At 67.2% G+C, this 19,366-nt stretch carries 25 protein-coding genes, 1 tRNA gene and 1 riboswitch; of the genes, 7 read left to right on the top strand and 19 right to left on the bottom strand.

Going from position 1 to position 19,366, the window contains the following annotated elements; translation table 11 throughout:
* Positions 1-53: 53 nt before the first annotated feature.
* The 4 genes from argC to N0D28_RS11390 form a co-directional block, all read right to left on the bottom strand.
* Positions 54-1,019 (bottom strand): N-acetyl-gamma-glutamyl-phosphate reductase, encoded by a 966-nt coding sequence (gene argC / locus N0D28_RS11375; RefSeq protein ID WP_260559634.1) that lies wholly within the window; start codon positions 1,017-1,019, stop codon positions 54-56.
* Positions 1,009-1,563 carry a GNAT family N-acetyltransferase gene (locus N0D28_RS11380; protein WP_260559635.1) on the bottom strand — a complete coding sequence of 185 codons (555 nt, stop codon included), beginning with the start codon at positions 1,561-1,563 and terminating at the stop codon, positions 1,009-1,011. Before N0D28_RS11380 ends, argC begins: the two co-directional genes overlap by 11 nt.
* A gap of 134 nt (positions 1,564-1,697) precedes the next feature.
* Positions 1,698-2,672: an ornithine carbamoyltransferase gene (gene argF, locus N0D28_RS11385; RefSeq protein WP_260559636.1), complete on the bottom strand. Its 975-nt coding sequence runs from the start codon at positions 2,670-2,672 to the stop codon at positions 1,698-1,700.
* A 63-nt stretch (positions 2,673-2,735) separates the two neighbouring features.
* Positions 2,736-3,089, bottom strand: a complete 354-nt coding sequence (locus N0D28_RS11390; protein ID WP_260559637.1) for a 2Fe-2S iron-sulfur cluster-binding protein — start codon at positions 3,087-3,089, stop codon at positions 2,736-2,738.
* 67 nt (positions 3,090-3,156) lie between these two features.
* Here N0D28_RS11390 and N0D28_RS11395 point away from each other — a divergent pair, with 67 nt between their 5' ends.
* The 3 genes from N0D28_RS11395 (at position 3,157) to rpmF (ending at position 4,845) form a co-directional block, all read left to right on the top strand.
* Positions 3,157-4,035, top strand: coding sequence for a hypothetical protein (locus tag N0D28_RS11395; RefSeq protein ID WP_260559638.1), 879 nt, complete (start codon positions 3,157-3,159; stop codon positions 4,033-4,035).
* Positions 4,032-4,412 carry a hypothetical protein gene (locus N0D28_RS11400; RefSeq protein ID WP_260559639.1) on the top strand — a complete coding sequence of 127 codons (381 nt, stop codon included), beginning with the start codon at positions 4,032-4,034 and terminating at the stop codon, positions 4,410-4,412. Before N0D28_RS11395 ends, N0D28_RS11400 begins: the two co-directional genes overlap by 4 nt.
* A gap of 250 nt (positions 4,413-4,662) precedes the next feature.
* The gene (gene rpmF, locus N0D28_RS11405; RefSeq protein ID WP_161882763.1) at positions 4,663-4,845 is read left to right on the top strand and encodes a 50S ribosomal protein L32; all 183 of its coding nucleotides are present in this window, start codon (positions 4,663-4,665) and stop codon (positions 4,843-4,845) included.
* A gap of 71 nt (positions 4,846-4,916) precedes the next feature.
* On the opposite strand, the gene N0D28_RS11410 is transcribed toward rpmF, so the two are convergent.
* The 5 genes from N0D28_RS11410 to N0D28_RS11430 all read right to left on the bottom strand — a co-directional run bounded on the left by N0D28_RS11410 (position 4,917) and on the right by N0D28_RS11430 (position 7,531).
* Positions 4,917-5,510 carry a Maf family nucleotide pyrophosphatase gene (locus N0D28_RS11410; protein ID WP_260559640.1) on the bottom strand — a complete coding sequence of 198 codons (594 nt, stop codon included), beginning with the start codon at positions 5,508-5,510 and terminating at the stop codon, positions 4,917-4,919.
* A 2-nt stretch (positions 5,511-5,512) separates the two neighbouring features.
* The gene (gene deoC / locus N0D28_RS11415) at positions 5,513-6,175 is read right to left on the bottom strand and encodes a deoxyribose-phosphate aldolase (protein WP_260559641.1); all 663 of its coding nucleotides are present in this window, start codon (positions 6,173-6,175) and stop codon (positions 5,513-5,515) included.
* A 116-nt stretch (positions 6,176-6,291) separates the two neighbouring features.
* Positions 6,292-6,366 (bottom strand) — tRNA-Glu (locus N0D28_RS11420).
* Positions 6,367-6,461: 95 nt separating this feature from the next.
* Complete coding sequence (locus N0D28_RS11425) at positions 6,462-6,953, bottom strand: universal stress protein (RefSeq protein WP_260559642.1); 492 nt, start codon at positions 6,951-6,953, stop codon at positions 6,462-6,464.
* Between the two features lie 80 nt (positions 6,954-7,033).
* Positions 7,034-7,531, bottom strand: a complete 498-nt coding sequence (locus N0D28_RS11430; protein WP_260559643.1) for an HD domain-containing protein — start codon at positions 7,529-7,531, stop codon at positions 7,034-7,036.
* Between the two features lie 326 nt (positions 7,532-7,857).
* On the opposite strand from N0D28_RS11430, the gene N0D28_RS11435 reads away from it, so the two are divergent.
* On the top strand, positions 7,858-8,079 hold the full coding sequence (locus tag N0D28_RS11435) for a P-loop NTPase family protein (RefSeq protein ID WP_260559644.1): 222 nt from the start codon (positions 7,858-7,860) through the stop codon (positions 8,077-8,079).
* A gap of 39 nt (positions 8,080-8,118) precedes the next feature.
* Here N0D28_RS11435 and N0D28_RS11440 read toward each other — a convergent pair whose 3' ends face one another.
* The 7 genes from N0D28_RS11440 to N0D28_RS11470 form a co-directional block, all read right to left on the bottom strand.
* Positions 8,119-9,051, bottom strand: a complete 933-nt coding sequence (locus tag N0D28_RS11440) for a nucleotidyltransferase domain-containing protein (RefSeq protein WP_260559645.1) — start codon at positions 9,049-9,051, stop codon at positions 8,119-8,121.
* Complete coding sequence (locus N0D28_RS11445; protein ID WP_260559646.1) at positions 9,048-9,431, bottom strand: DoxX family protein; 384 nt, start codon at positions 9,429-9,431, stop codon at positions 9,048-9,050. The genes N0D28_RS11440 and N0D28_RS11445 overlap by 4 nt, the downstream gene beginning before the upstream one ends.
* Before the next feature lie 119 nt (positions 9,432-9,550).
* On the bottom strand, positions 9,551-10,393 hold the full coding sequence (locus N0D28_RS11450) for a bifunctional 5,10-methylenetetrahydrofolate dehydrogenase/5,10-methenyltetrahydrofolate cyclohydrolase (RefSeq protein ID WP_260559647.1): 843 nt from the start codon (positions 10,391-10,393) through the stop codon (positions 9,551-9,553).
* Positions 10,393-11,922, bottom strand: a complete 1,530-nt coding sequence (gene purH, locus N0D28_RS11455) for a bifunctional phosphoribosylaminoimidazolecarboxamide formyltransferase/IMP cyclohydrolase (RefSeq protein WP_260559648.1) — start codon at positions 11,920-11,922, stop codon at positions 10,393-10,395. Before purH ends, N0D28_RS11450 begins: the two co-directional genes overlap by 1 nt.
* Before the next feature lie 38 nt (positions 11,923-11,960).
* A riboswitch (ZMP/ZTP riboswitch) is annotated at positions 11,961-12,057 on the bottom strand.
* A gap of 107 nt (positions 12,058-12,164) precedes the next feature.
* Positions 12,165-12,581 (bottom strand): Hsp20/alpha crystallin family protein, encoded by a 417-nt coding sequence (locus N0D28_RS11460; RefSeq protein WP_260559649.1) that lies wholly within the window; start codon positions 12,579-12,581, stop codon positions 12,165-12,167.
* Positions 12,582-12,610: 29 nt separating this feature from the next.
* Positions 12,611-13,309: a 16S rRNA (uracil(1498)-N(3))-methyltransferase gene (locus N0D28_RS11465; protein WP_260559650.1), complete on the bottom strand. Its 699-nt coding sequence runs from the start codon at positions 13,307-13,309 to the stop codon at positions 12,611-12,613.
* A gap of 28 nt (positions 13,310-13,337) precedes the next feature.
* Positions 13,338-14,177, bottom strand: coding sequence for a 50S ribosomal protein L11 methyltransferase (locus tag N0D28_RS11470; protein WP_260559651.1), 840 nt, complete (start codon positions 14,175-14,177; stop codon positions 13,338-13,340).
* Positions 14,178-14,234: 57 nt separating this feature from the next.
* On the opposite strand from N0D28_RS11470, the gene proC reads away from it, so the two are divergent.
* The 3 genes from proC (at position 14,235) to N0D28_RS11485 (ending at position 15,634) form a co-directional block, all read left to right on the top strand.
* A complete protein-coding gene (gene proC / locus N0D28_RS11475) occupies positions 14,235-15,026 on the top strand; it encodes a pyrroline-5-carboxylate reductase (protein ID WP_260559652.1) in 792 nt (263 codons plus the stop codon).
* A gap of 66 nt (positions 15,027-15,092) precedes the next feature.
* Positions 15,093-15,383: a hypothetical protein gene (locus N0D28_RS11480; RefSeq protein WP_260559653.1), complete on the top strand. Its 291-nt coding sequence runs from the start codon at positions 15,093-15,095 to the stop codon at positions 15,381-15,383.
* Positions 15,365-15,634 carry a hypothetical protein gene (locus N0D28_RS11485; protein ID WP_260559654.1) on the top strand — a complete coding sequence of 90 codons (270 nt, stop codon included), beginning with the start codon at positions 15,365-15,367 and terminating at the stop codon, positions 15,632-15,634. Before N0D28_RS11480 ends, N0D28_RS11485 begins: the two co-directional genes overlap by 19 nt.
* 9 nt (positions 15,635-15,643) lie before the next feature.
* On the opposite strand, the gene N0D28_RS11490 is transcribed toward N0D28_RS11485, so the two are convergent.
* The 3 genes from N0D28_RS11490 to hisD form a co-directional block, all read right to left on the bottom strand.
* Positions 15,644-16,288 (bottom strand): glycosyltransferase family 2 protein, encoded by a 645-nt coding sequence (locus N0D28_RS11490; protein ID WP_260559655.1) that lies wholly within the window; start codon positions 16,286-16,288, stop codon positions 15,644-15,646.
* Between the two features lie 196 nt (positions 16,289-16,484).
* Positions 16,485-17,807 (bottom strand): hypothetical protein, encoded by a 1,323-nt coding sequence (locus tag N0D28_RS11495; RefSeq protein WP_260559656.1) that lies wholly within the window; start codon positions 17,805-17,807, stop codon positions 16,485-16,487.
* Positions 17,808-18,023: 216 nt separating this feature from the next.
* A complete protein-coding gene (hisD, locus tag N0D28_RS11500) occupies positions 18,024-19,343 on the bottom strand; it encodes a histidinol dehydrogenase (RefSeq protein ID WP_260559657.1) in 1,320 nt (439 codons plus the stop codon).
* Between the last annotated feature and the right edge of the window lie 23 nt (positions 19,344-19,366).

Consider the following 19,366-nt stretch of genomic DNA (forward strand, 5'->3'; position numbering starts at 1 on the left):
CTGCTGGGCTGAATTGTGAAGCTGAGCGCAGTCTAGCCCATCTGCTTGGTCGGTCAACCGGGTATCCCGCCAGCCACCACCGTGTAGTCACGCCCGGTTCCGTCCAGGCCCAGCATCACGTCCAGGTTTTGCGCCGCCGCACCGCTGGCTCCCTTGCCCAGATTGTCGAGCCGCGACACCAGCAGCGCCTGACCCTGATCGTTGGCGTACACGAAGAGTTCGAGGCGGTTGGTGTCGTTGAGTGCCTCGGGGTCGAGGATGGGCGGGTTGCCCGCTTCCGGCATCACCGAGACGAAGCGCTGCCCGGCATAATGCTGCGCCAGGGCCTCGCGCAGCTGGTCCGCCGTGACACCCAGCGCCCCCAGATGCAGCGGCAGTTGCACCAGCATGCCCTGCCGCCAGCCGCCCACATGCGGCGTGAACAGCGGCTCGGCATTCAGGCCGCCGTACTCGGCCATTTCCGGGCGGTGCTTGTGGCTGAGGTTGAGGCCGTAACTCCGGAACGGCCCGGCCATCGGGTGCGGCCCGGCCCCCGGCTGTTCGTGTGCGTCGACCAGTGCCCGCCCGCCGCCGCTGTAGCCGGAAAAGCCCTGGAGGCTGAGCCGTGCGTCGTGCGTCAGCAAGCCAGCGTCAGTCAGCGGGCGCAGTAAGGCGATGGCCCCGGTGGCGTAGCAGCCCGGATTGCTGACGAATCGGGCATCCCGGATGGCCTGCGCCTGGGCAGCGACGAGTTCGGGAAAGCCGTAGATCCAGCCTTCCGTGACCCGGTGGGCGCTGGAGGCGTCGAGCACCCGCGTCCGGGGATTCTCGATCAGGCCCACCGCCTCGCGGGCCAGATCGTCGTGCAGGCACAAGATGGCCACGTCGGCGGCGTTGAGCAGCTCGCGGCGCGCCTGGGGATCTTTGCGGCGCTCGGGGGCGATGCTCAGCAGTTCCAGGTCGTCTCGGCCCTGCAAGCGGGCGCGGATTTGCAGGCCAGTGGTACCTGCCTCGCCATCGATAAAAATTTTAGGTGTCATGCTTCTCCTGCCATTCGCTTTGCAGCAGCGCGTAGTGGGCGTCGTCCGACCACTCGCCCCGGTGCCAGTAGGCCTGCACGCTGCACCCTTCGGAGCGCAGGCCGGCCCGCTTCAGCAGCGCCTCGCTGCGGGCATTGCGCGGGTCGAGGCTGGCGTGAACGCGGTGCAGGTCAGCCTGCGTGAACAGCCAGTCCAGCAGGGCGCTCAGCCCCTCGGCGGCGTACCCTTTGCCCCAGTGGGCGCGGGCCAGGGTGAATCCGATTTCGGCGGTGCGGTGCCCGGTCAGGCGCAGACTGAGGTTGCCCAACGTGAGACCGTCAGCACTCAGCATCAGGGTGCTCCAGTCCTCCCGCAGTGATGGGGCCGCTTGCATCTCGCGGGCGTGTGCCTTGGCCTGCTCCAGTGGGTACGGCATGTCCCAGCTTTGGTACAGCGCGAGTTCAGGGTCGTTGTGGTACGCCGTGAACGCGGGCGCGTCGGCCAGCGTCAGGGGCCGGACCGTCAGACGCGGAGTGTAGAGGGTTGGCAGGAGGGCATCAATCATCCGGCTCACATCGCACCTCCCTGCACGTCCAGCGCGGCTCTGATCTCCGACGGCAAAACGCGGCGAGCGGCTGATCCTCTGGCCTTGTCCATCCGGGCCTGCCCCATGACCTCAGCTGACGCCCTCACCACCCCTCACCATCTCGGCTTCACGCTGCCCAGCAGGTGATAGAGCAGCGCCTTCTGCGCGTGCAGGCGGTTCTCGGCCTGATCGAACACCCGGCTCTTGGCGTGCTCGGTGGCTTCCGGCACCGTTTCCTCGCCGTAGTGGGCGGGGAGGCAGTGCAAGAAAATGCCGTGCGGTGCCAGGCGGTCGAGCATCTGCGGCGTAACCTGATAGCCCTGAAAGGCGCGGCGGCGGATGTCGGCCTCGGCTTCCTGGCCCATCGAGATCCAGACGTCGGTATACAACACGTCTGCGCCGTCAATGGCGCTCAGATCGTGGGTCAGGGTGATCTGGGTGCCCTGCTTGACGGCGTCCATCAGCACGCCCGCGTTGGGTTCGTAGCCCACCGGGGTCACGATGGTCACGTCCGAGCCGGTCAGGATGCCCATGTGGATGTGACTGTTGGCGAGGTTGTTGCCGTCGCCGATGTACACCACCCGCTTGCCCCTGGCCGTGCCGAGTTCCTCCTCGATGGTCTGGTAGTCGGCCAGCAGCTGCACCGGATGGAGCATGTCGGAGAGCCCGTTGATCACCGGAATACTCGCATGGTCCGCAAGTTCATGCAGGGTCTGCTGCAAATAGACCCGGCCCATCACGCCGTCCACCCAGCGCTCCAGGTTGCGGGCCACGTCACTGACGCGCTCGCGCTGGCCCAGCCCGATTTCCTGATTGGATAAGGTAATGGCGTGGCCGCCGAGCTGATACATCCCCACGTCGAAGGTGGTGCGGGTCCGCAGGCTGGCCTTCTCGAACACCAATGCCAGCGACAGGCCCGAGAGCGGCTTGACATTGCGCCACTCGCCGCGCTTCATCGAGGCAGCGGTGTCCAGCACGCTGCGAAGCTCGCCGCTGATCATATCGAGATTGGACAGAAAGTCGCGCCCCGCCATCACCGGGGACGGCAGGGTGTCGGGCGTCAGCAGCTCAGCGGGAGAAGTCGGCATAAGGTCGCCAGTGTAGCGGCCTAGCGTATGAACATGCAAGGAAAGTGCATGAAGATGCGGTCCTCAGCTCGCCTCGGTCCAGACCGGGGTCGGTTCGATCATCTCCGCCGGGGCCTTGCCCGCTTCCAGTCCGCTGTTCGCCACCGTCTGCACGGGCGTCAGAGACATGTCGTGCTGGCATTCGATCTGGCATGAGAGCCGCACGCCGCTCAGGCCCTTTTCCGTGAGCTTGTCGTGCTCTGCCTGCGTCATCCGGGAAGGCTCGCCAGCGCTGAACTCGACCCGGCAGGTGGTGCAGCGGGCCACGCCGCCGCAGCGGTGAAGAATGTCCACGCCGCCGCGCTCCAGGGCCAGCACCAGCCGTTCGTTGTCGTGGGCCTGAATCTCGCCGTAACCTTGCACTGTGATCAGGGGCATTCCGGCATTGTCCCGCTTTGGGTGGCCCGCAGGCAAGGCGGGGCAGCTTGCCGCTAGACTGTGAAGCATGAAAGTTGGTTTGCTCGACGTTCTGGGCGCACGCCAGATGCGCTACTGGAACACATTTCTCAACGAACTGGGGGCCGAGGTCGTGACGCCTGCCCTGCCCGCCGAAGACGCCTACGAACTGGGCCGCCAGAGCCTGCCGGACGTGCCGGTCCAGGTGCAACTGGTGCTGGGCCGCCTGCTCGAACTCGGCAATGTCGATCTGGTGCTACTGCCGAGCACGCGGGCGGTATCTCAGGACGCCTGGGCCAGCGACCTGGCCGAGTTGCTGCCGCGCCGCATCAGTGGGCTGCCGACCCTGCGGGCCGTGCCGGACGGCGGCCCCGGGTTGCCCGGCGCGGCGCTCGAACTCGGCCAGCAACTCACCCACAACGCCGGACAGGTGCGGCTGGCGCTGAGCAAGGTCAAACTGCTGGCCCAGCCCCCGAGGGAAAGCATGCCGCCGCTCAGCGCTCCGTCCAAGCAGACGGTGGCCGTCATCGGTCCCGACAGCCTGCTGCGCGACGCCTTCCTGATGGGGCCGCTGCGGGCCAGACTGGACGACCTGGCGACGCATCCCGTCTGGGCCGATCAGTTGCCGCGAGAGCAGGTCGAGGAGCGCGGCCAGCGGGCCACCACCCCCTTCGGCAAGCCGCTGCCACCTGGCGAGCGCGACCTCTGGGGCGCGCAGAATCTGCTGGAAGGCAAGGGAGCCGTGCGCGGCCTGCTTTATCTGGCTCCGGCGCGCGACGCGGCCACCTTCAGCGCCCTGACGCGCCTTGCGGCCAGTGCCCGCAAACCCACCCTGCTGCTCGAACTCGCCCCCGAAGTCAGCGACTGGTCCGAACTCACCGCCTTCGCCACCCAGCTCGCGGCCCCCCCACAGGAGCACCCCCTATGAATCCCTGGACCTGGCTCACCACTGCCGACCCTGACCCCGGCTTTACCCGCAATAAACTCTTCAAGATTCTGGCCCGCACCCTGCTGTTCGTGGCAGTGGTGACGATTTTGCAGGCACTGCTCTACGCCGTGGGACTGGGCGCGTACCTGCGGACCTGGTGGGGCACGCTGCTCCTGATCACGGTGGTCTACATTCCCTTTTTCAAACTGATGACGCTCGACACCCTGGTCGGGCCGCCCCCGCCGCGCCCGCTCAAGCCTGGCCAGAAGCCCACGGCGGCCCAGGCGTCCCAGGTCCGCATCGCCAGACGCGCCGAGAAAAACCGCTTCGCCGGAGTCAAGAAGGGGCCGCCGAAGAACATGGGCGGACGGCGCTGAGTGGCGAGGAAGCCGACCTAACTCGTTTCGCAGAGGTGATGCGGCGTCAGATGGCCGTTACATGATTCACTGGCAGTTGACCCACTTTTTGATCCGGTATCCCGGTTCCCTGCCGCGTGCTATACTCCCTGCTGTTGCTTTGCGATCAGTCTGACCTTAGACGGCACAGACCAGCGCAGGCGAGAAACCCAAGAAACGCCGCCGGGGTGGTCTGGCCCCACGTGCAGGCAAAGACTCAGGAGAAAACATCATGGCCAAACACCCCGTCCCCAAGAAGAAGACCAGCAAGAGCAAGCGCGATATGCGCCGCAGCCACCACGCCCTGGTGGTGCCCAATCTGGTCCCGTGCCCCAACTGCCACAACAAGAAATTGCAGCACCACGTCTGCCCCAGCTGCGGCTACTACGCGGGCCGCCAGATCATCAGCGTCTGAGTGTAGCGGTCAAGTAAAACAGCGTCCTGCGGGGCGCTGTTTTTTTGTTTGCGATTTAGTCGGGCAGAGAGCTATTCGCCGCAGACGACAACGCCGTGCTGCCGCAGCAGCCGGATGACGATGCTCAGCGGAAAGCCGACCACGCCGCTGTACTCGCCCTCGATGCGCTCGATCAGCGCCGATCCCAGGCCCTGAATGCCGTAGCCGCCCGCCTTGTCGAGACCCTCGCCGCTCTGGGCGTACCACTCCACCTCGCCGGGCGTCAGCGCACGGAAGACCACGCGGGTATCGGACACCTCACTGTCCTCCCCACGCGGCGAGATGACTGCCACCCCGGTGTACACGTGGTGCGTCTGGCCGCTGAGCTGCGAGATGAAGGCAGCGTTCTCAGCCTGGTCTGCGGGTTTGGCAAGTTGAAAATCACCCAGGGCCACCACCGTGTCGGAGGCGATGACCACCGCGCCGGGACAACGCTTGGCCACCGCCCGGCCCTTTTGCAGCGCCAGATCGCGCGCCACCTCCAGCGGATGAAACTGGTCACTGCGTTCGTCGAGGTCGGCGACCTCCACCCGGAACGCCACGCCCAGCCCCTCCAGCAATTCGCGGCGGCGCGGACTTCCCGAAGCCAGCACCACGTCCAGCCCCGATGCGCTGGGAACAGGCAAGCTCAGTACCCCGCCTGGTTGACTTCACCCGATACCAACCCCACGCCCCCGGAGGTGCCCAGCCGCGCCGCACCCGCCGCGATCATAGCCTCGGCATCCTGGCGGCTGCGAACCCCGCCCGCCGCCTTGATCTGCGCCCGGCCAGCGATGACGCGGGCCATCAGCCGCACGTCGTCAAGCGTTGCGCCGCCCGTGCCGAAGCCGGTGCTGGTCTTGACAAAGTCGGCCCCGGCCTGCACGGCGGCCTCGCTGGCTCGCTCCTTTTGCCCGTCGTTGAGATAACAGGTTTCAATGATCACCTTCAGCACTTTCCCGGCTGCGGCTTCCCGCACGGCGGCGATATCGGCCTGCACATAGGCCCAGTCGCCCGCGAGGGCTGAGCCGATGGCGATGACCATATCGATTTCGTCGGCCCCGGCAGCCACGCTCAGACGGGCTTCCTCGGCCTTCTGGGTGCTGGTAATGGCCCCCAGCGGAAAGCCGCAGACGGTGGCGATCAGCACGCCGCTGCCCGCGAGTTCCTGGACGCACAACCCGATATGCTGCGGGTTGACGCAGACGGCCTTGAACTGGTACTCGCGGGCCTCGGCGCAGAGTTGCCGGATGTCCTGCGGGGTGGCGGTGGCCTTGAGCAGGGTATGGTCAATGTAGGAAGCCAGGTTCATGGCTGCAGCATAGCGGCTCACCGGGAGGCAAAGCCTCGGATAATCTGCGCCCCGAGTCGGCCGAGATCAAAAAATCCCCGCCACCTTCACAGGGAAAGTGGCGGGAGCTTTTGTCGTGGTGACCCCAACGGGACTCGAACCCGTGTCTATACCGTGAGAGGGTACCATCCTGACCGCTAGACGATGGGGCCGCCTGGGTGCTGCTCACCGCCGTTGCGGGCGGTTTGTCAGGGCCGCTTACTGTAAGCCGCAGCGGCGCGCGTTGTCAACCCCCTGCTGCCCGCCTTCAGCGCTGACGGCCCCGTTTGACCACCAGCACCGGCACCTGCGCCCGCTTGACCACCTGCTCGGCCACCGACCCGACGAAGAAATGCTCGACGGCTCCCTGGTTGTGGCTGCCCACCACCACCAGATCGGCGTTCCACGCCTGGGCCGCCTCGACCAGCGCCGCCGCCGGGTCACCCGACACGAGTTGCTGCGACTCCCCCACCTCAGTGAGCTGATCGAGGCGCGAACGGTCGACCTGCGTGAGGGTGTTGAGCAGGTCGGGCGAGGAGGTCATCGGCACCAGCCCCGCGCCGGAGATGTCGGGCATGGCGGCGACGCGGGCGTCCACCACGTGAATGAGCAGCCGCTCGGCCCCCGGAAAGCGGGTCCGTGCCAGCTCCAGCGCACCCGCCGAACTTGAAGAGAAGTCAATGCCGATAACGACGCGGGCGAACGGCGCTTCGGTACGGGCCGCCGCCGAAGCGGGGAGGCTGGCGTCAGAATTGGTCATGAGCTGAGCCTAACGGGCCTGCCGGGAAGCCGGGTAAAGTGAGGCCGAAAATGAAGAAAAGATTGGGAGGGGCCGCAAAACTATTCCAGGTCGTCGAAGCGGTGCAGCAGCGCGGCCTCGGCGTCGCCGCCCGGCGTGTGGTGACGTTCGACCAGCTCGGCCACCCGTGCCCGACCACCAATGCGCCGTACCAGCTCAGCGCCCAGGGCCGGGTGAGCGCCGCGCACGTACAGCGCCCCGAACGGCAGGGCACGCGAAAGCCTTCCCGGCACCAGGCCCACCAGCACCCGCTCGTGAACCCGGTAAGGCCGCAGCGACTTGCCGCAGTCGTGCAGCAGAGCGGCGGCCCTCAGCGCCGGACTGGCCTGCGGATGGGCGGCCAGCAGGCCCCGCGTGACCCGGCAGGCATGTTCACGGTCACGGGCGTCCATGCCCAGGTAGAGCCGCGCTTCGGCGGGCGTCAGCAGACCCAGCGCCCAGGCGTCGTCAGGCCGTGCCTGACTGGCCCGGAGGCTGCGCGACAGCCGCCCGACCTTGGCGGGCAGGTGACGGAGGTTCTGGAGCAGTCGAAAGGCCACTGGCAGAGTGTAGCGCCGCGCCGGGTTACGGGGCAGGACCGAGCGGGACTTGACCACCCGCCGGGCGTGCTCCCACTTCAGATACCGAAGATACCGAGATGTACTCGTTAGCAGACCTGCTACACCGCGCTGGACCACTGCTGACATCGTTGCTCTGGCCCAGGGCACCCAGGGAGGGGCGGGCTGGCCACCAACAAGCCATAGGGCGACAACACCGGGCAGGTCACGACCATTGTATACATGGTAGCGGCCGGGTCGAGCCATTCTGACCACGACCAGCGACTCCAACGCAATCATTCCGGCGACGTGCGCGGGGGGGCAACACGGTGCTCGACCTGATCCGCAAGATGCGCGACAGCGGTTTGCCGGTCATGCTGATCAGCCACAACATGCCGCACGTCTTCGAGATCACTGACCGCACCCACGTTCACCGCCAGGGCAAACGCGCCGCCGTGCTGAACCCCAAGAAAATCAGCATGGCTGACACGGTGGCCGCGATGACCGGGGCGCTGCTGCCGGAGCTGCTCAGCGCGGACGTACTGGCGTAGGACGGCTCCAGTCAAATCAACCCAATCAGATGAGCCCAGTCAACCCAGCGGACCGAGCCAGGGATGAGCACCGTGAATTTGCCGGAGCGAGTCTGTGAGCCAGGTCCGCGCTTCATGGTCCAGGCCCGGTAGCACACACTGGAAGTCCTTGAGGTCTTTACCTCTGGGCACGCTGCCGGGGCGGCCCGCCTTGAACAGCAGCACCGCTTCCGGCGTGAGGAAGGGCCACCCCAGCGGCGAGACGCGCCTGGCCCGGTCCTCCACGCCGCCGAACATCAGGTCCAGCATCGGCCAGCCCTGGCGGCGGGCATGGACCTGAACGCCGTCGAAGGCTTGCCCGTCCCAGGCCCGGTAGGTGCCGTTCACGCAGGCGTCCAAACGCCACTCGGGCGACAGGAGCGCGTGGAGGTACGGCTGGGCGGCTGGCGGCACCACCACGTCGAGGTCGTGGTGCAGGCGCGTCCGCTGACCGAGGTGGAGTTCCAGCGCCCAGCCGCTGGCCACCATCCAGGAAAAGGGGAGCGCCGAGAACAGATCTACGAGTGCCCTCACCTCCCCGAAGCCCTGGCGCTGCAAGGTGGCGGCCAGCGCTTCGGGCCACAGCTGGGCGTCGGCCTCGGCGCGGCCCAGTGCCCGGTACACGCCGAGATAGCGCTCAAGGGCTACAGGATCATCCGACAGGTAAGTTGTCAGGGCCTGAAGGTTCAGCGAATCCAGCTGGCCCACGTCAGTCAGCCGCAAGCACCAGCCGCCCGGATGAATCCACTGCTGGGCGTCCGGCGTGGGCCGGTAGCCCAGATGTTCCAGCGCGCCGAGTTGCGGCGGCGTCGGCGGGTCCGGCAGCAGGTCGAGCTGGAGGTCCGGCCACTCCAGAGCGATGAGGTCACCCAGGACGCCGTCTGTTCTGCCGCCCTCCAAATAATTGTCCAGTGAGCGGCGCAGCTCAGCTTCGGCAGTGGCCGGGGTATTCACCGCCGCCCGGACCGCCACACCCAGTACGCCAGCAGCGGCTGAAGCGGCAGCCGCACCCACAGCGCCCAGGTGGGAATCGGCTCGAACTTCTCGGCCTGAAGGGCCATCTGAAGATTGGCGGGAAAGACCGCCAGCAGCAGCGCTATCAGGCCCCAGCGGGCCGCCGGGCGGGTGGCAGGGTGCAGCAGGCCCAGTCCGCCTGCCAGCTCTGCCGCGCCGCTGATGAGGGTGGCAGCACGCGGCGACATCGGCACATACGGCGGCACGATGGAATCGAAGATGCGGGGCCGCAGAAAATGGATGGTCCCGGCGGAAACGAAGAGAGCCGCCAGCAGCAAGCTCGAAGGGTCGTTGCCGAAACGCCTGGTTGGGGTGGACATCCGTCGATTATGCCCGCCGTCCACCGGGGTGAGTCACGAAGTATTGGAAAAACACCTGGGTTTCCTGCACGAATTGCCCGCCCAGGAGATATTCGCTCCTCTGACAGACGGCCTTTACCTCACTCCACTTTCTCCCCTCTTTGCAGCCGCACCGCCCGCACCAGATTCTGAAACATCAATGCGCTGGTGAGCGGGCCGACGCCGCCGGGCACGGGCGTGAAGGCGCGCACGACTTCGCCGACCTGGGGAGCCGCGTCGCCCACCACGCCGGACGCCGTGACGTTGATGCCCGCGTCAATGACGACGTGGTGCGGCTGCACATGCTCGGGCCTCAGCAGCCCGGCACGGCCCACCGCCACCACCACCGCGTCCTGTGGGGCCAGCACCGCGCCCAGATCGCGGGTGAACTCGTTACACAGCGTTACCGTCGCGCCACGGTTGTTGAGCATCCAGGCCAGTGGGCGGCCCACCGTGCGGCCCGGCCCGACGATGGCAATTCGCGCCCCCGAGAGTTGCAGCACCTCACGCAGCAAAAAGCGCACGCTGCGCGGCGTGGGCGGCAGCAGCGCCTCGGCCTCGCGGCCCGCCGAAACGAGCGCCAGGTTGGCCGGGGTCAGCCCCTCAATATCCCTAGGGTGAACAATCTGCCGCAGCGCCGCATCCGGGTCGAGGTGCGGAGCCAGCGGGAGTTCCAGGACGATACCCTGAACGCTTTCGTCTTCCGAGAGCTGGTGCAGGGCGGCATGCAATTCATCCTGAGACACTTCAGCACCGAGGTCGCGCACGCTCAGGCGCACGCCGAGTTTTTCGGCCTGACGGCGCTTGCTCTCCACGTAGATCAGGGTGGCCGGGTCGCCCGAGGCCACCACGCTGACCAGATGCGGCGCAAAGCCGAGCGCCGAGAGCCGCTGCCGGACCTCCGCCGTGACCCTGGCCGCCAGCGGCTTGCCGAGAAGCTGCATCAGTGCTTGAAATGCCGCGAGCCGGTCAGGACCATGCTGAGGCCGAGTTCGTTGGCCGCCGCAATCACTTCGGGGTCGCGCTTGGCCCCACCCGGCTGGATGATGGCGCACACCCCCACGCTGCCTACCAGGCGCACCACGTCGTCGAAGGGGAAGAAGGCTTCCGAGGCCATCACTGAGCCGCGCGCCTTGTCGCCCGCGTTCTGCACCGCCCGCTCGGCGGCCCAGATACGGCTGACCGCCCCGGCCCCGACGCCCACCGTGACGCCGCCGCGCGCCAGCACCACATTGTTGCTGCGGGCGTGCTTGGCCACCGTCCAGGCAAACTGAAGATCCTGCCACTCGGTTTCGCTGGGTTGCCTGCTGGTCACAACCTCGGGGCACAGCTCGTCCCAGGTGCGGTCGTCGCGGAGCTGGGCCAGGAAGCCGCCGACGAGCGGGCGGTATTCCACACGCGGGGCCAGGGTTTTTCCGGCCCGCAGCACCCGCAGATCCGGCTTCTTCTCGCGCAGCCAGGTCAGCGCGTCGGCGTCGATGTCGGGAGCGATCAGCACTTCCAGAAAGGTGCCACGCGTACTCTTGGCCGTCTCCAAATCAATAGGGCGGTTAAGGGCCACCACGCCGCCGAACACGCTCAGGGTATCGGCGTCGCGGGCGCGCTCCCAGGCTTCACGCGGGGTACCGGCCAGCGCCACGCCGCAGGGGTTGGCATGCTTGACGGCCACGCAGACGGGTGTCTCAAACTCGCATGCCAGGGCCCAGGCCGCGTCGGTATCGGCATAATTATTGAAGCTCATGGCCTTTCCGGCCAGCACCTCGGCGTCCAGCGCCGGGCCGGTCTGCGTACCCAGGCGGTAGACCGTGGCAGGCTGGTGTGGATTCTCACCGTAGCGGAGCGAGGCGATTTGGGTCAGCGGCAGCGTGACTTCGGCGGGAAAAGTGTCAGACGGTTCAGACAGATACGCCGTGATCGCCGCGTCGTAGCTGCTGGTATGCAAGTAGGCTTTGGCCGCCAAACGCTGGCGCTCGGCCTGCGAGACTTCCGCTTGCAGGGCCAGCGGATAATCGGCAGGATCGACCAGCACCAGCACGGCGGCGAAGTTCTTGGCGGCGGCCCGCAGCATGGCCGGGCCGCCGATGTCGATGTTCTCGACGGCGGTGGCCAGGTCCGCGCCCGAGGCCACCGTCTCACGGAATGGGTACAGATTGACGCACACCAGATCAATCGGCTGGATGTCGTGCTCGGCGAGTTCGGCAAGGTGCCCCGACTCGCGCCGCGCCAGAATGCCGCCGTGAATTTTGGGGTGCAGGGTCTTAACGCGGCCATCCAAGATTTCGGGAAAGCCGGTCACATCGGCCACTTTGGTGGCAGGCACGCCCGCCGCTTGCAGAGCGCTCAGGGTGCCGCCCGTCGAGAGGATCTGCCAGCCCTGATCGCTGAGCTGGCGGGCAAAATCCACCACGCCGCGCTTGTCGCTGACGGAAATGAGGGCCTGCTTTCTGGTGGGTGCCTTCTGGTTCTGTGTCATTGCAACTCCTGAGTTGAACGTGGACCGGCCACAATGCCGTATCCGACCCAGGCGCGCGATCACAGAAAAGAGCTTATAAAAGCTGCGGCTTCCCCGTGGTGACCCCCACGTTTAGCGCCAGTCGCCGCAGCGCTCGGGGATCAGTATATCAACCTGGAGCGGCCAATCCAGCAGGGCCGGGCATGACCGCGCCCATACCGGCCAACCTGTCCAGCCCTGTCCCAGCACAACAACCCAGCGGCTCAGCTTTCCGGTTCTTCCAGCTGCCCGCTCTTTGGGTGGGACTCAATGGTCTTGTGCACTTTTTCAAAGCGCACACTCAGCACCCCAGCCACCAGGCTGGCCTCCCCGCTCTGGGTCATCACTGGCACCGGAAACGGCAGGCGGCGCACGAAGCGCCCGGTGCGGCGTTCGCGGTGCAGGGCGTCCTGATCGTCTGGCAGGGCACGGCGCTCACCGCTGAGGGTCACCGCCTCGCCGTCGTCTTCCAGGGTCAGACTGTCGGGCAAGCAGCCCGGCACATCAACCACCAGGGTCAGATGGGTGCCGGAGCTGAGCCAGTCGGCGTCGGGCGCGTAGGGGCCGCCAGACGCCAGGGTTTCGACCTCCTCGCGCAGTTGCATGACTCGGTTGAGGCGGGCGAGTACGGGCTTGTCCATAAGCTTCAGGGTAGCAAACCGGGGGCCGCTCACACCCCGCTGGCCGCCAGCGCCCCGAGCAGGGCCAGCGGCGCGGTCTCGGCGCGCAAAATGCGGGGGCCGAGCGTAACAGGCACGGCCCCCGCATGGCCCAGCCATCCCAGATCTTCCGGCGAGAATCCGCCCTCGGGGCCGCTGATGAGGGTCAGCGGTGAAAGCCAGGTCAGGTGGTCCAGCAAACGGGCCGGGCTGCCGGGGTGGGCATAGAACAGCTGCCCCTCGGAGCGGAATTGCGCGAGCGGCACGGGCGACGCGATCTCCGGCACCACCGAGCGCTGCGACTGCTTGGCGGCTTCCTCGGCGATCCGGCGCAGGCGCGTGAGCTTGTTGTCACCGATGTCGGGCACGTCGGCGTAACGGGTCTGGAGCAATTGGAAGTGGGCCACGCCCAGCTCGGTTCCGGCCCGCACCACGTCGCTGAGCTTGTCGCCCTTGAGCAGCGCAATCGCCAGCGTCACCGGCTGGGGATACTCGGAAGAGGTTTCCGTTCTGCTCAGCAGGCGGAGGGTGGCCGCGAAGGGGTCCAGATGTGTCAGCTCGGCCTCGCCCGCTGCGCCCCGGCCATCGAAGACCTGCACCGTATCGCCGGGGCGCACCCGCATGACCTGAAGGTGTTTGACTTCGGCAGCGCTCAGGGCCATCTGCGCGGCCAGCGCCTCCACCCTGACGCGGTGCTGGTGCCGGGCCATCAGAACCAGGCCATAACGTGCCGGGCCATCAGCTTGAGCGGGCCGTGACCAGTGCCCACTCGCCATCGAGCGTTTCGCTGACCTGGGTGAAGCCCTCGCGGGCCAGGGCCCCTCGCACCAGCGGCAGGCGGTCTTGCAAGATGCCGGTCAGAATCAGCTGCGAATCCGGATGCAGCACGGCCCGGTACGCCCCGGCCAGCAGATCATGCAACTCGGCAAACAGGTTGGCGACCAGCACGTCGTATTCGGGTTCGTCAGCACTGCCATGACCAAGATCGTCGGGGTCGAGACTGCCCACCGCAAAGCTCAGGCTGCCGCCAGACGTCTCAAAACGGGCGGGCATGCCGGGAACCGCCTTCAGGCCGTTGAGCTGGGCATTCTCGATGGCGGCGGGCAACGTCACCGGGTCGATGTCGAGGCCCAGCACCTGCGCCGCCCCGCCCAGGGCCGCCGCCAGGGCCAGCACGCCGCTGCCGCTGCCGACATCCAGCACCCGGCGGCCCACCAGATCGAGCTGCCCAAGGGCTTCGACCGCCAGTCGGGTGGTCGCGTGGTGCCCGGTGCCGAAGGCCATGCCGGGGTCGATCAGCAGCGGAATCTGCGTGGGCGGCACCTCGGCGGCCAGCCACGAGGGGGCAATGGTGAAGCGGCCCGCTGTCACGGGCGTCAGGCCCTTTTTCCAGTCGGCCTGCCAGTCCTGGTCGGGCTCGTCGGTCCATTCGCCGTCCAGCGCGAGGTCGGCGGGCGAGTCGAAGTAGGCGCGCAGCCGCCCAGCGCGCTCCTCCAGGCCCGTCGCGCCCGCCTCCCAGAGAACGTCGAGATCGGTTTCACGGGTTTCCAAAGTTCCGGGCAAGACATACACCAGCATGCTGACCATGCTAGCAAGGCCAGCGCCCGTGAGAATGCGGCCTCTATACTGCCGGACATGAAACTGGCCATCGTGGGCGTGGGAAAACTGGGGCTGGCAATTCTGGAAGGCATCACGCGGCTCGGCCTGCTGCACCCAGACGAAATCGGCATCATGGACACCAACACGGCGCGGCTGGACATGATCGCCGAGCGCCTCGGCACTCCGGTGCTGCCGGTGGGTGACCTCGGCGGGGCCGAGCGGGTACTGATCAGCTTGCAGCCCCGCGTGTTTCCGGAAGCCAGTGAGTGGCTGGCCCAGCCGAATACCGGCTACATCAGCACCATGGCGGGCGTCAGTGTGGGCACCCTGGCGCGGCGGCTGCGCACCGAGCGGGTGGTGCGGGTGATGCCCAACCTGGGGGCCACCATCGGGCAGTCGCAGACCGCCATCGTCGGCCCCGAGGAAGCCCAGCGCTGCGGCGACACGCCCTACGCCCACGAGATTTTCGGTGCGGTGGGCCAGGTCTACGATCTGCCCGAGCACCTGTTCAACGCCTTCACCGGCCTCACCGGCTCCGGCCCAGGCTATATGGCGGTGCTGGCTGAGGCGCTGGCCGACGGCGGTGTCCGGATGGGACTGCCGCGCGCGCTGGCGCACGAACTGGCCGCACGGGTCATGAGCACCAGCGGCGGGCTGCTGCTGGAGCGGGCGCATCCGGGCATGCTCAAGGACGAGGTGTCCAGCCCCGGCGGCACCACCATCGCGGGCCTGGAAGTGCTGGAGGGCAGCGGCGTGCGCGGCGCGCTGATCAGCACGGTGGTGGCCGCCACGCTGCGAAGCGCCGAACTCGGGCGCGATCAGGAGTAGCAGCGGGTCCAACCCAGGGCCGGATTTGTGCATCTCAAGTCAGAACAGCCCCGTTAGACTGCGGTGATGAAACGCGGCCCCGTCCTCCCTGCGCTGCTGGCCCTGCTGCTCCTGAGCAGCGGGCGGGCAGCGGGCAACTACTTTCCCAACGCGCCCTCGACCACCTGGCGCTACAGCAGCGGCGAAATCCAGCAGATCGGCCAGCCCACCACCGTCAAGGGCGTCAGCGTGATCCCGACAGCGCACCAGATCGGCGGCGTCACCGTGTCCGAGGACCTGCTGGAATACCGGGGCGGCGGCGTGTATCTGCGCGGCGTCCGGATCGGCAAGCAGGTCGTGTGGTACACCCCCCGCTGACGGTGTACCCGTCCTCGCCGCTGACGCTGGGCCAGCGCTGGGAGAGCACCAGCGGCAGCCTCAAGCTCAGCAGCCGGGTGATGGGCAGTGAGCCACTCAGTCTGTCTGCCGGAAACTTCAACGCCCTGCTGATCCGCAGCGACGTCAGCAGCGGCGGCGGCACCTCCACCCAGTACAGCTATTTCGTGCCGGGCCTGGGGGTGGTGCGCTACCAGACAGCGGGCGGACAGGTCGTGGACCTGCTGAAATGAGCGCGGCGCTCAGCCGCCCTTCTCAGCCTTCTTCTTGCGCCGCTTGAAGCCGAACAGATCGATGTACATCCGGGTGCGGTGGCGCGCGCCCTTCCAGAAACCGCGCTTTTTCTCCTTCATGACCTGCTTGAGGTTGGGCAACTCGACATAGTCCCACTTGACGCGCTGTTCCTTGAGTGCCGCCGTGATGGCCGGTTCGGGCCAGCGTTCCTCGCCCAGATGCGGCACGGTCAGCAGCCAGGCCCGCAGGCAGGCCCGCTGGCCGCTGAGGTGCGGGGTGAGTTTGTTGCCCAGATCGGTGATCAGGCCGCCGCCGTCGAAGATGCCGATGCTCATGCCCAGCTGCCCGGCCAGCACCGGCCCCAGCAGAATGTCGAGGTGGGCGCGGGTAAGGCCCACCAGGTCGGCGTCGAGCATGATCACATACTCGGCCTGGGTGGCTTGCAGGGCAGCTTTGAGGGCCGGTCCCTTGCCCGCGTTGTGCGGCAGCTCGATGACCCGCGCTCCCGCCGTACGGGCAGCCTCCACTGTCTGATCGGTGCTGCCGTCGGAGGCCACCACCACGTCGGGAGTCAGTTCCAGCGCTGCCCGAATCACCTGAGCGACGGTGTCAGCCTCATTGAAGGCGGGGATGACCACGGCAACACTCGGCACAGGGCTATGGTACACGCAAATATGAGGAATGTAGCCGCGCTCCGGTTGCCCTGATTGCAAAGGGAGGAGCAGTCAAGCCGCCTTCAAGAGGTACAGGTCACGAAAAAGGCCGAAACACGCAGGAAACTTCTGTTTCCCGAACGTCTCGGCCCCTACACACTGATCAGGCGGGATGGCCCGTCTCACCGATCAATCTTCAGTTTTTCTTGACGTCGGCCTTGGCATCGGCCTTCACGTCGGCGTCCTGCTTGGCATTCGGGTCAACGGGTGCGGGCGTGGCGGCGGGGGCGTCAGGAGCCACCGAAGCGCCCGCTGCGCTGCCCGTGGCCTGACTGGGCTTGGGCGAAGGGGCCTGCGGGGCAGGCGCGTGGTTGACGTCTTCCATGCGCTCCAGCCAGGCGGTGCCGATAGCGTTACGAACACTGCGGCCCGCGTCGTGGAGCCACTCGGCCGCCTCGGGGCTGACTGCGCCCACCGCATCGAGAATGCCCTGGCGGGCGGCGGGCACGCGAGCCAGCACCACCCCGCCGCCGACGATCAAAGCCACCGGCAGCAGGCCACCGACGCCGCGCTTGCGGCCCAGCCCGGCTTTCCTGAGCTGCTTATGGGCGGTGCGTGCGAGTTCCTGTTCCAGGCGAGCAATTTTCTTCTCGTAGCCCTTTACCTGCTTGCGGCTGCGCTTGTCCAGGCTGCCGAACTGCGCCTGGGCTTTGCGGCGGGCCTCGGCGCTCACCGACTGCACCCGGTCCTGGGCCTCGTCGGCAAAAGAGGGCCAGTTTTTCTGCACCTGCTTCTTGACCTCCTGAACCTGTTTACGGGCGTCCTTTCCAGCATGCCCCAGCTTCTTCTGGGCCACATCACGGGCGTCGTCTGCCTGATCCTGAGCATTCTCCAGAAAGCCCAGCCAGCCAGCTTTCGCTTCCTGCTGGACCTGCTTGTGCATCTTCTTGCCCTGTTTGGCTTTCTTGCTGACGGTCCTGGCAAGGTCGCCGCGCAAGTCTCTGGCCTCCGACACCAGCACTTTACGGCGCTTGTCGGCCACGTGCTGGGCGTCCGAGAGCCGGCCCTGGACGGTGTCCTGCACATTCGAAACGGTGTTGGCAACGGTGCTCGAAAGAGAACCCTGCACGCTGGCGGCAGTCTTGGCGGCCACGGCGGCGGCAGCCACAGCCCGCCCGGCCAGATCACCGCGCAGATCGGCGGTGCTGTCGAGGAGTTGCTGGCCGCGCTGACCGGCCTGCTCACGTACGCTGTCGATCAGGTCCGGCAGGTGGTCCTGGGCCTGGGCGGCGACCTTGCGGGCCTCCTCGGTCAGCTCACCGGCACGCACTGCCACCGCATGGGCGGCGTGCTGGGCGGCAGGAGCCACCGTGTCGTCAAGGAGGTCCTGGGCGCTGCCGAGGGTGCCCTGCACCAGCTCGCCCAGTTTGGCACGGGCTGAGGGGCTGGCCAGCAGGGCAGTCAGGCCGCCGAGCAACAGCAGGGTGCGTTTTGAAATACCGCTTTGGGGTTGAGGCATCTGGTCTCCTTCGTGGTTCTCTGGGGTGAAATTGGGGGTGCAAACCGCCCTGGGCGCTGGCGGGCACGTCCTGAGAGTCGGGGCCATCGGCGAACCGCTTCGCCCCGGCCAGCGCGGCGGGAGGGAGGCGGCCAAGCCATCTCATCATTGTGACCGCTGACATGAGAGCGCAAGATCCGTTTCTCTTAGGATCAGCTTAAGAACAGTCGGGGGCACTCACTCATCTGGAACCATCAGGCGGCTCTCGATGGCGCGGGCGTGGGCTTCCAGGCCCTCGGCGCGGGCCAGCAGCGCTGCCGCCGGGCCGATGCGGGCGAGTTCGGCGGCATTGACGCCCACCACGCTGATGATGTTCTGGAAGTCGCGCACGTTGACCGGACTCATGAAACGGGCTGTGCCGCCCGTCGGCATGACGTGGCTGGGACCGGCCACATAGTCGCCCAACGCCTCCATGCTGTCCTCGCCCACGAAGACCCCGCCCGCCCGCCGCACACTGCCGAGCAGGCTCCAGGGATCGCGGGTCAGCAGGCACAGGTGCTCAGGCGCATAGAGGTTGGCGAGGTCGAGCGCTTCGCTGAGGTCGGCAGCCAGCACGATCTTCATGCGGCTCTCGATGCTGTCGCGTGCCCAGCTCCGATTGGGTTCCGGCAGTGCCTCGATCTGGCCGCCGAGTTCGGCCTGTACCCGGATCAGCAGGTCGCGGCTGGGGCTGATCAGCACCGGCTCGGCCCCCAGATGCTCGGCCTGGGCCAGCAGGTCGGCGGCCACATAGCGGGCTGAAGCGGTGTCGTCGGCAATGACCAGCGTCTCGGTGGGGCCGGGCAGACTCTCGATGCCGACCTGACCGAACACCAGCCGCTTGGCAATCACCACGAACAAATTGCCCGGTCCCGCCACCTTGTCCACGCGGGGAATGCTGGCAGTGCCGTAGGCCAGCGCGGCAATGGCCTGCGCGCCGCCCACCCGGAACACCTGCTCGATCCCGAGTTCGCGGGCCGCCACCAGAATGGCCGGGTGAATCTGGCCCTCACGGTTGGGCGGGGTGGTCACGACGATCTCCGGCACGCCCGCCACCTGCGCGGGCACGGCGGTATGAATCAGGGTGCTGATCAGCGGCGCGAGACCGCCCGGCACATACACGCCCACCCGCGATAAGGGCCGCACCAGCTGGCCAAGTGCGCCGCCCGCGCCGTAGTCGATCCAGCCGTGGGCGGGCTGCTGGCGGTAAAAGTCGCGTACGCGCCGGATCGCCAGGCGCAGGGCCGCCAGCAGCTCCGGCCCGATCTGGGCGGCCCCGATCTCCTCGGCGCTGACCCGCAAGGTGGGCCGGAAGCCGTCCACCTTCTCGGTCCAGTCGAGCAGGGCGTCGTCGCCGCGCACGCGCACGTCAGCCAGGATGCGCTCGACCACCTGCTGGGGGGTCAGGCGCTCGCCGTAGAGCTGCTCGTTGCGCGCCAGCACGCTCTCGGGCACGGGAATATCGTTGAAACTGCGGCTCAGCGCGGCGCGGGCGGCCTCGCCCTGAAGAATTTGCATGGGAAGAGTCTCCTTGAATGGAA

Source organism: Deinococcus rubellus, from assembly GCF_025244745.1.
In the GTDB taxonomy this organism is placed as follows: Bacteria; Deinococcota; Deinococci; order Deinococcales; family Deinococcaceae; genus Deinococcus; species Deinococcus rubellus.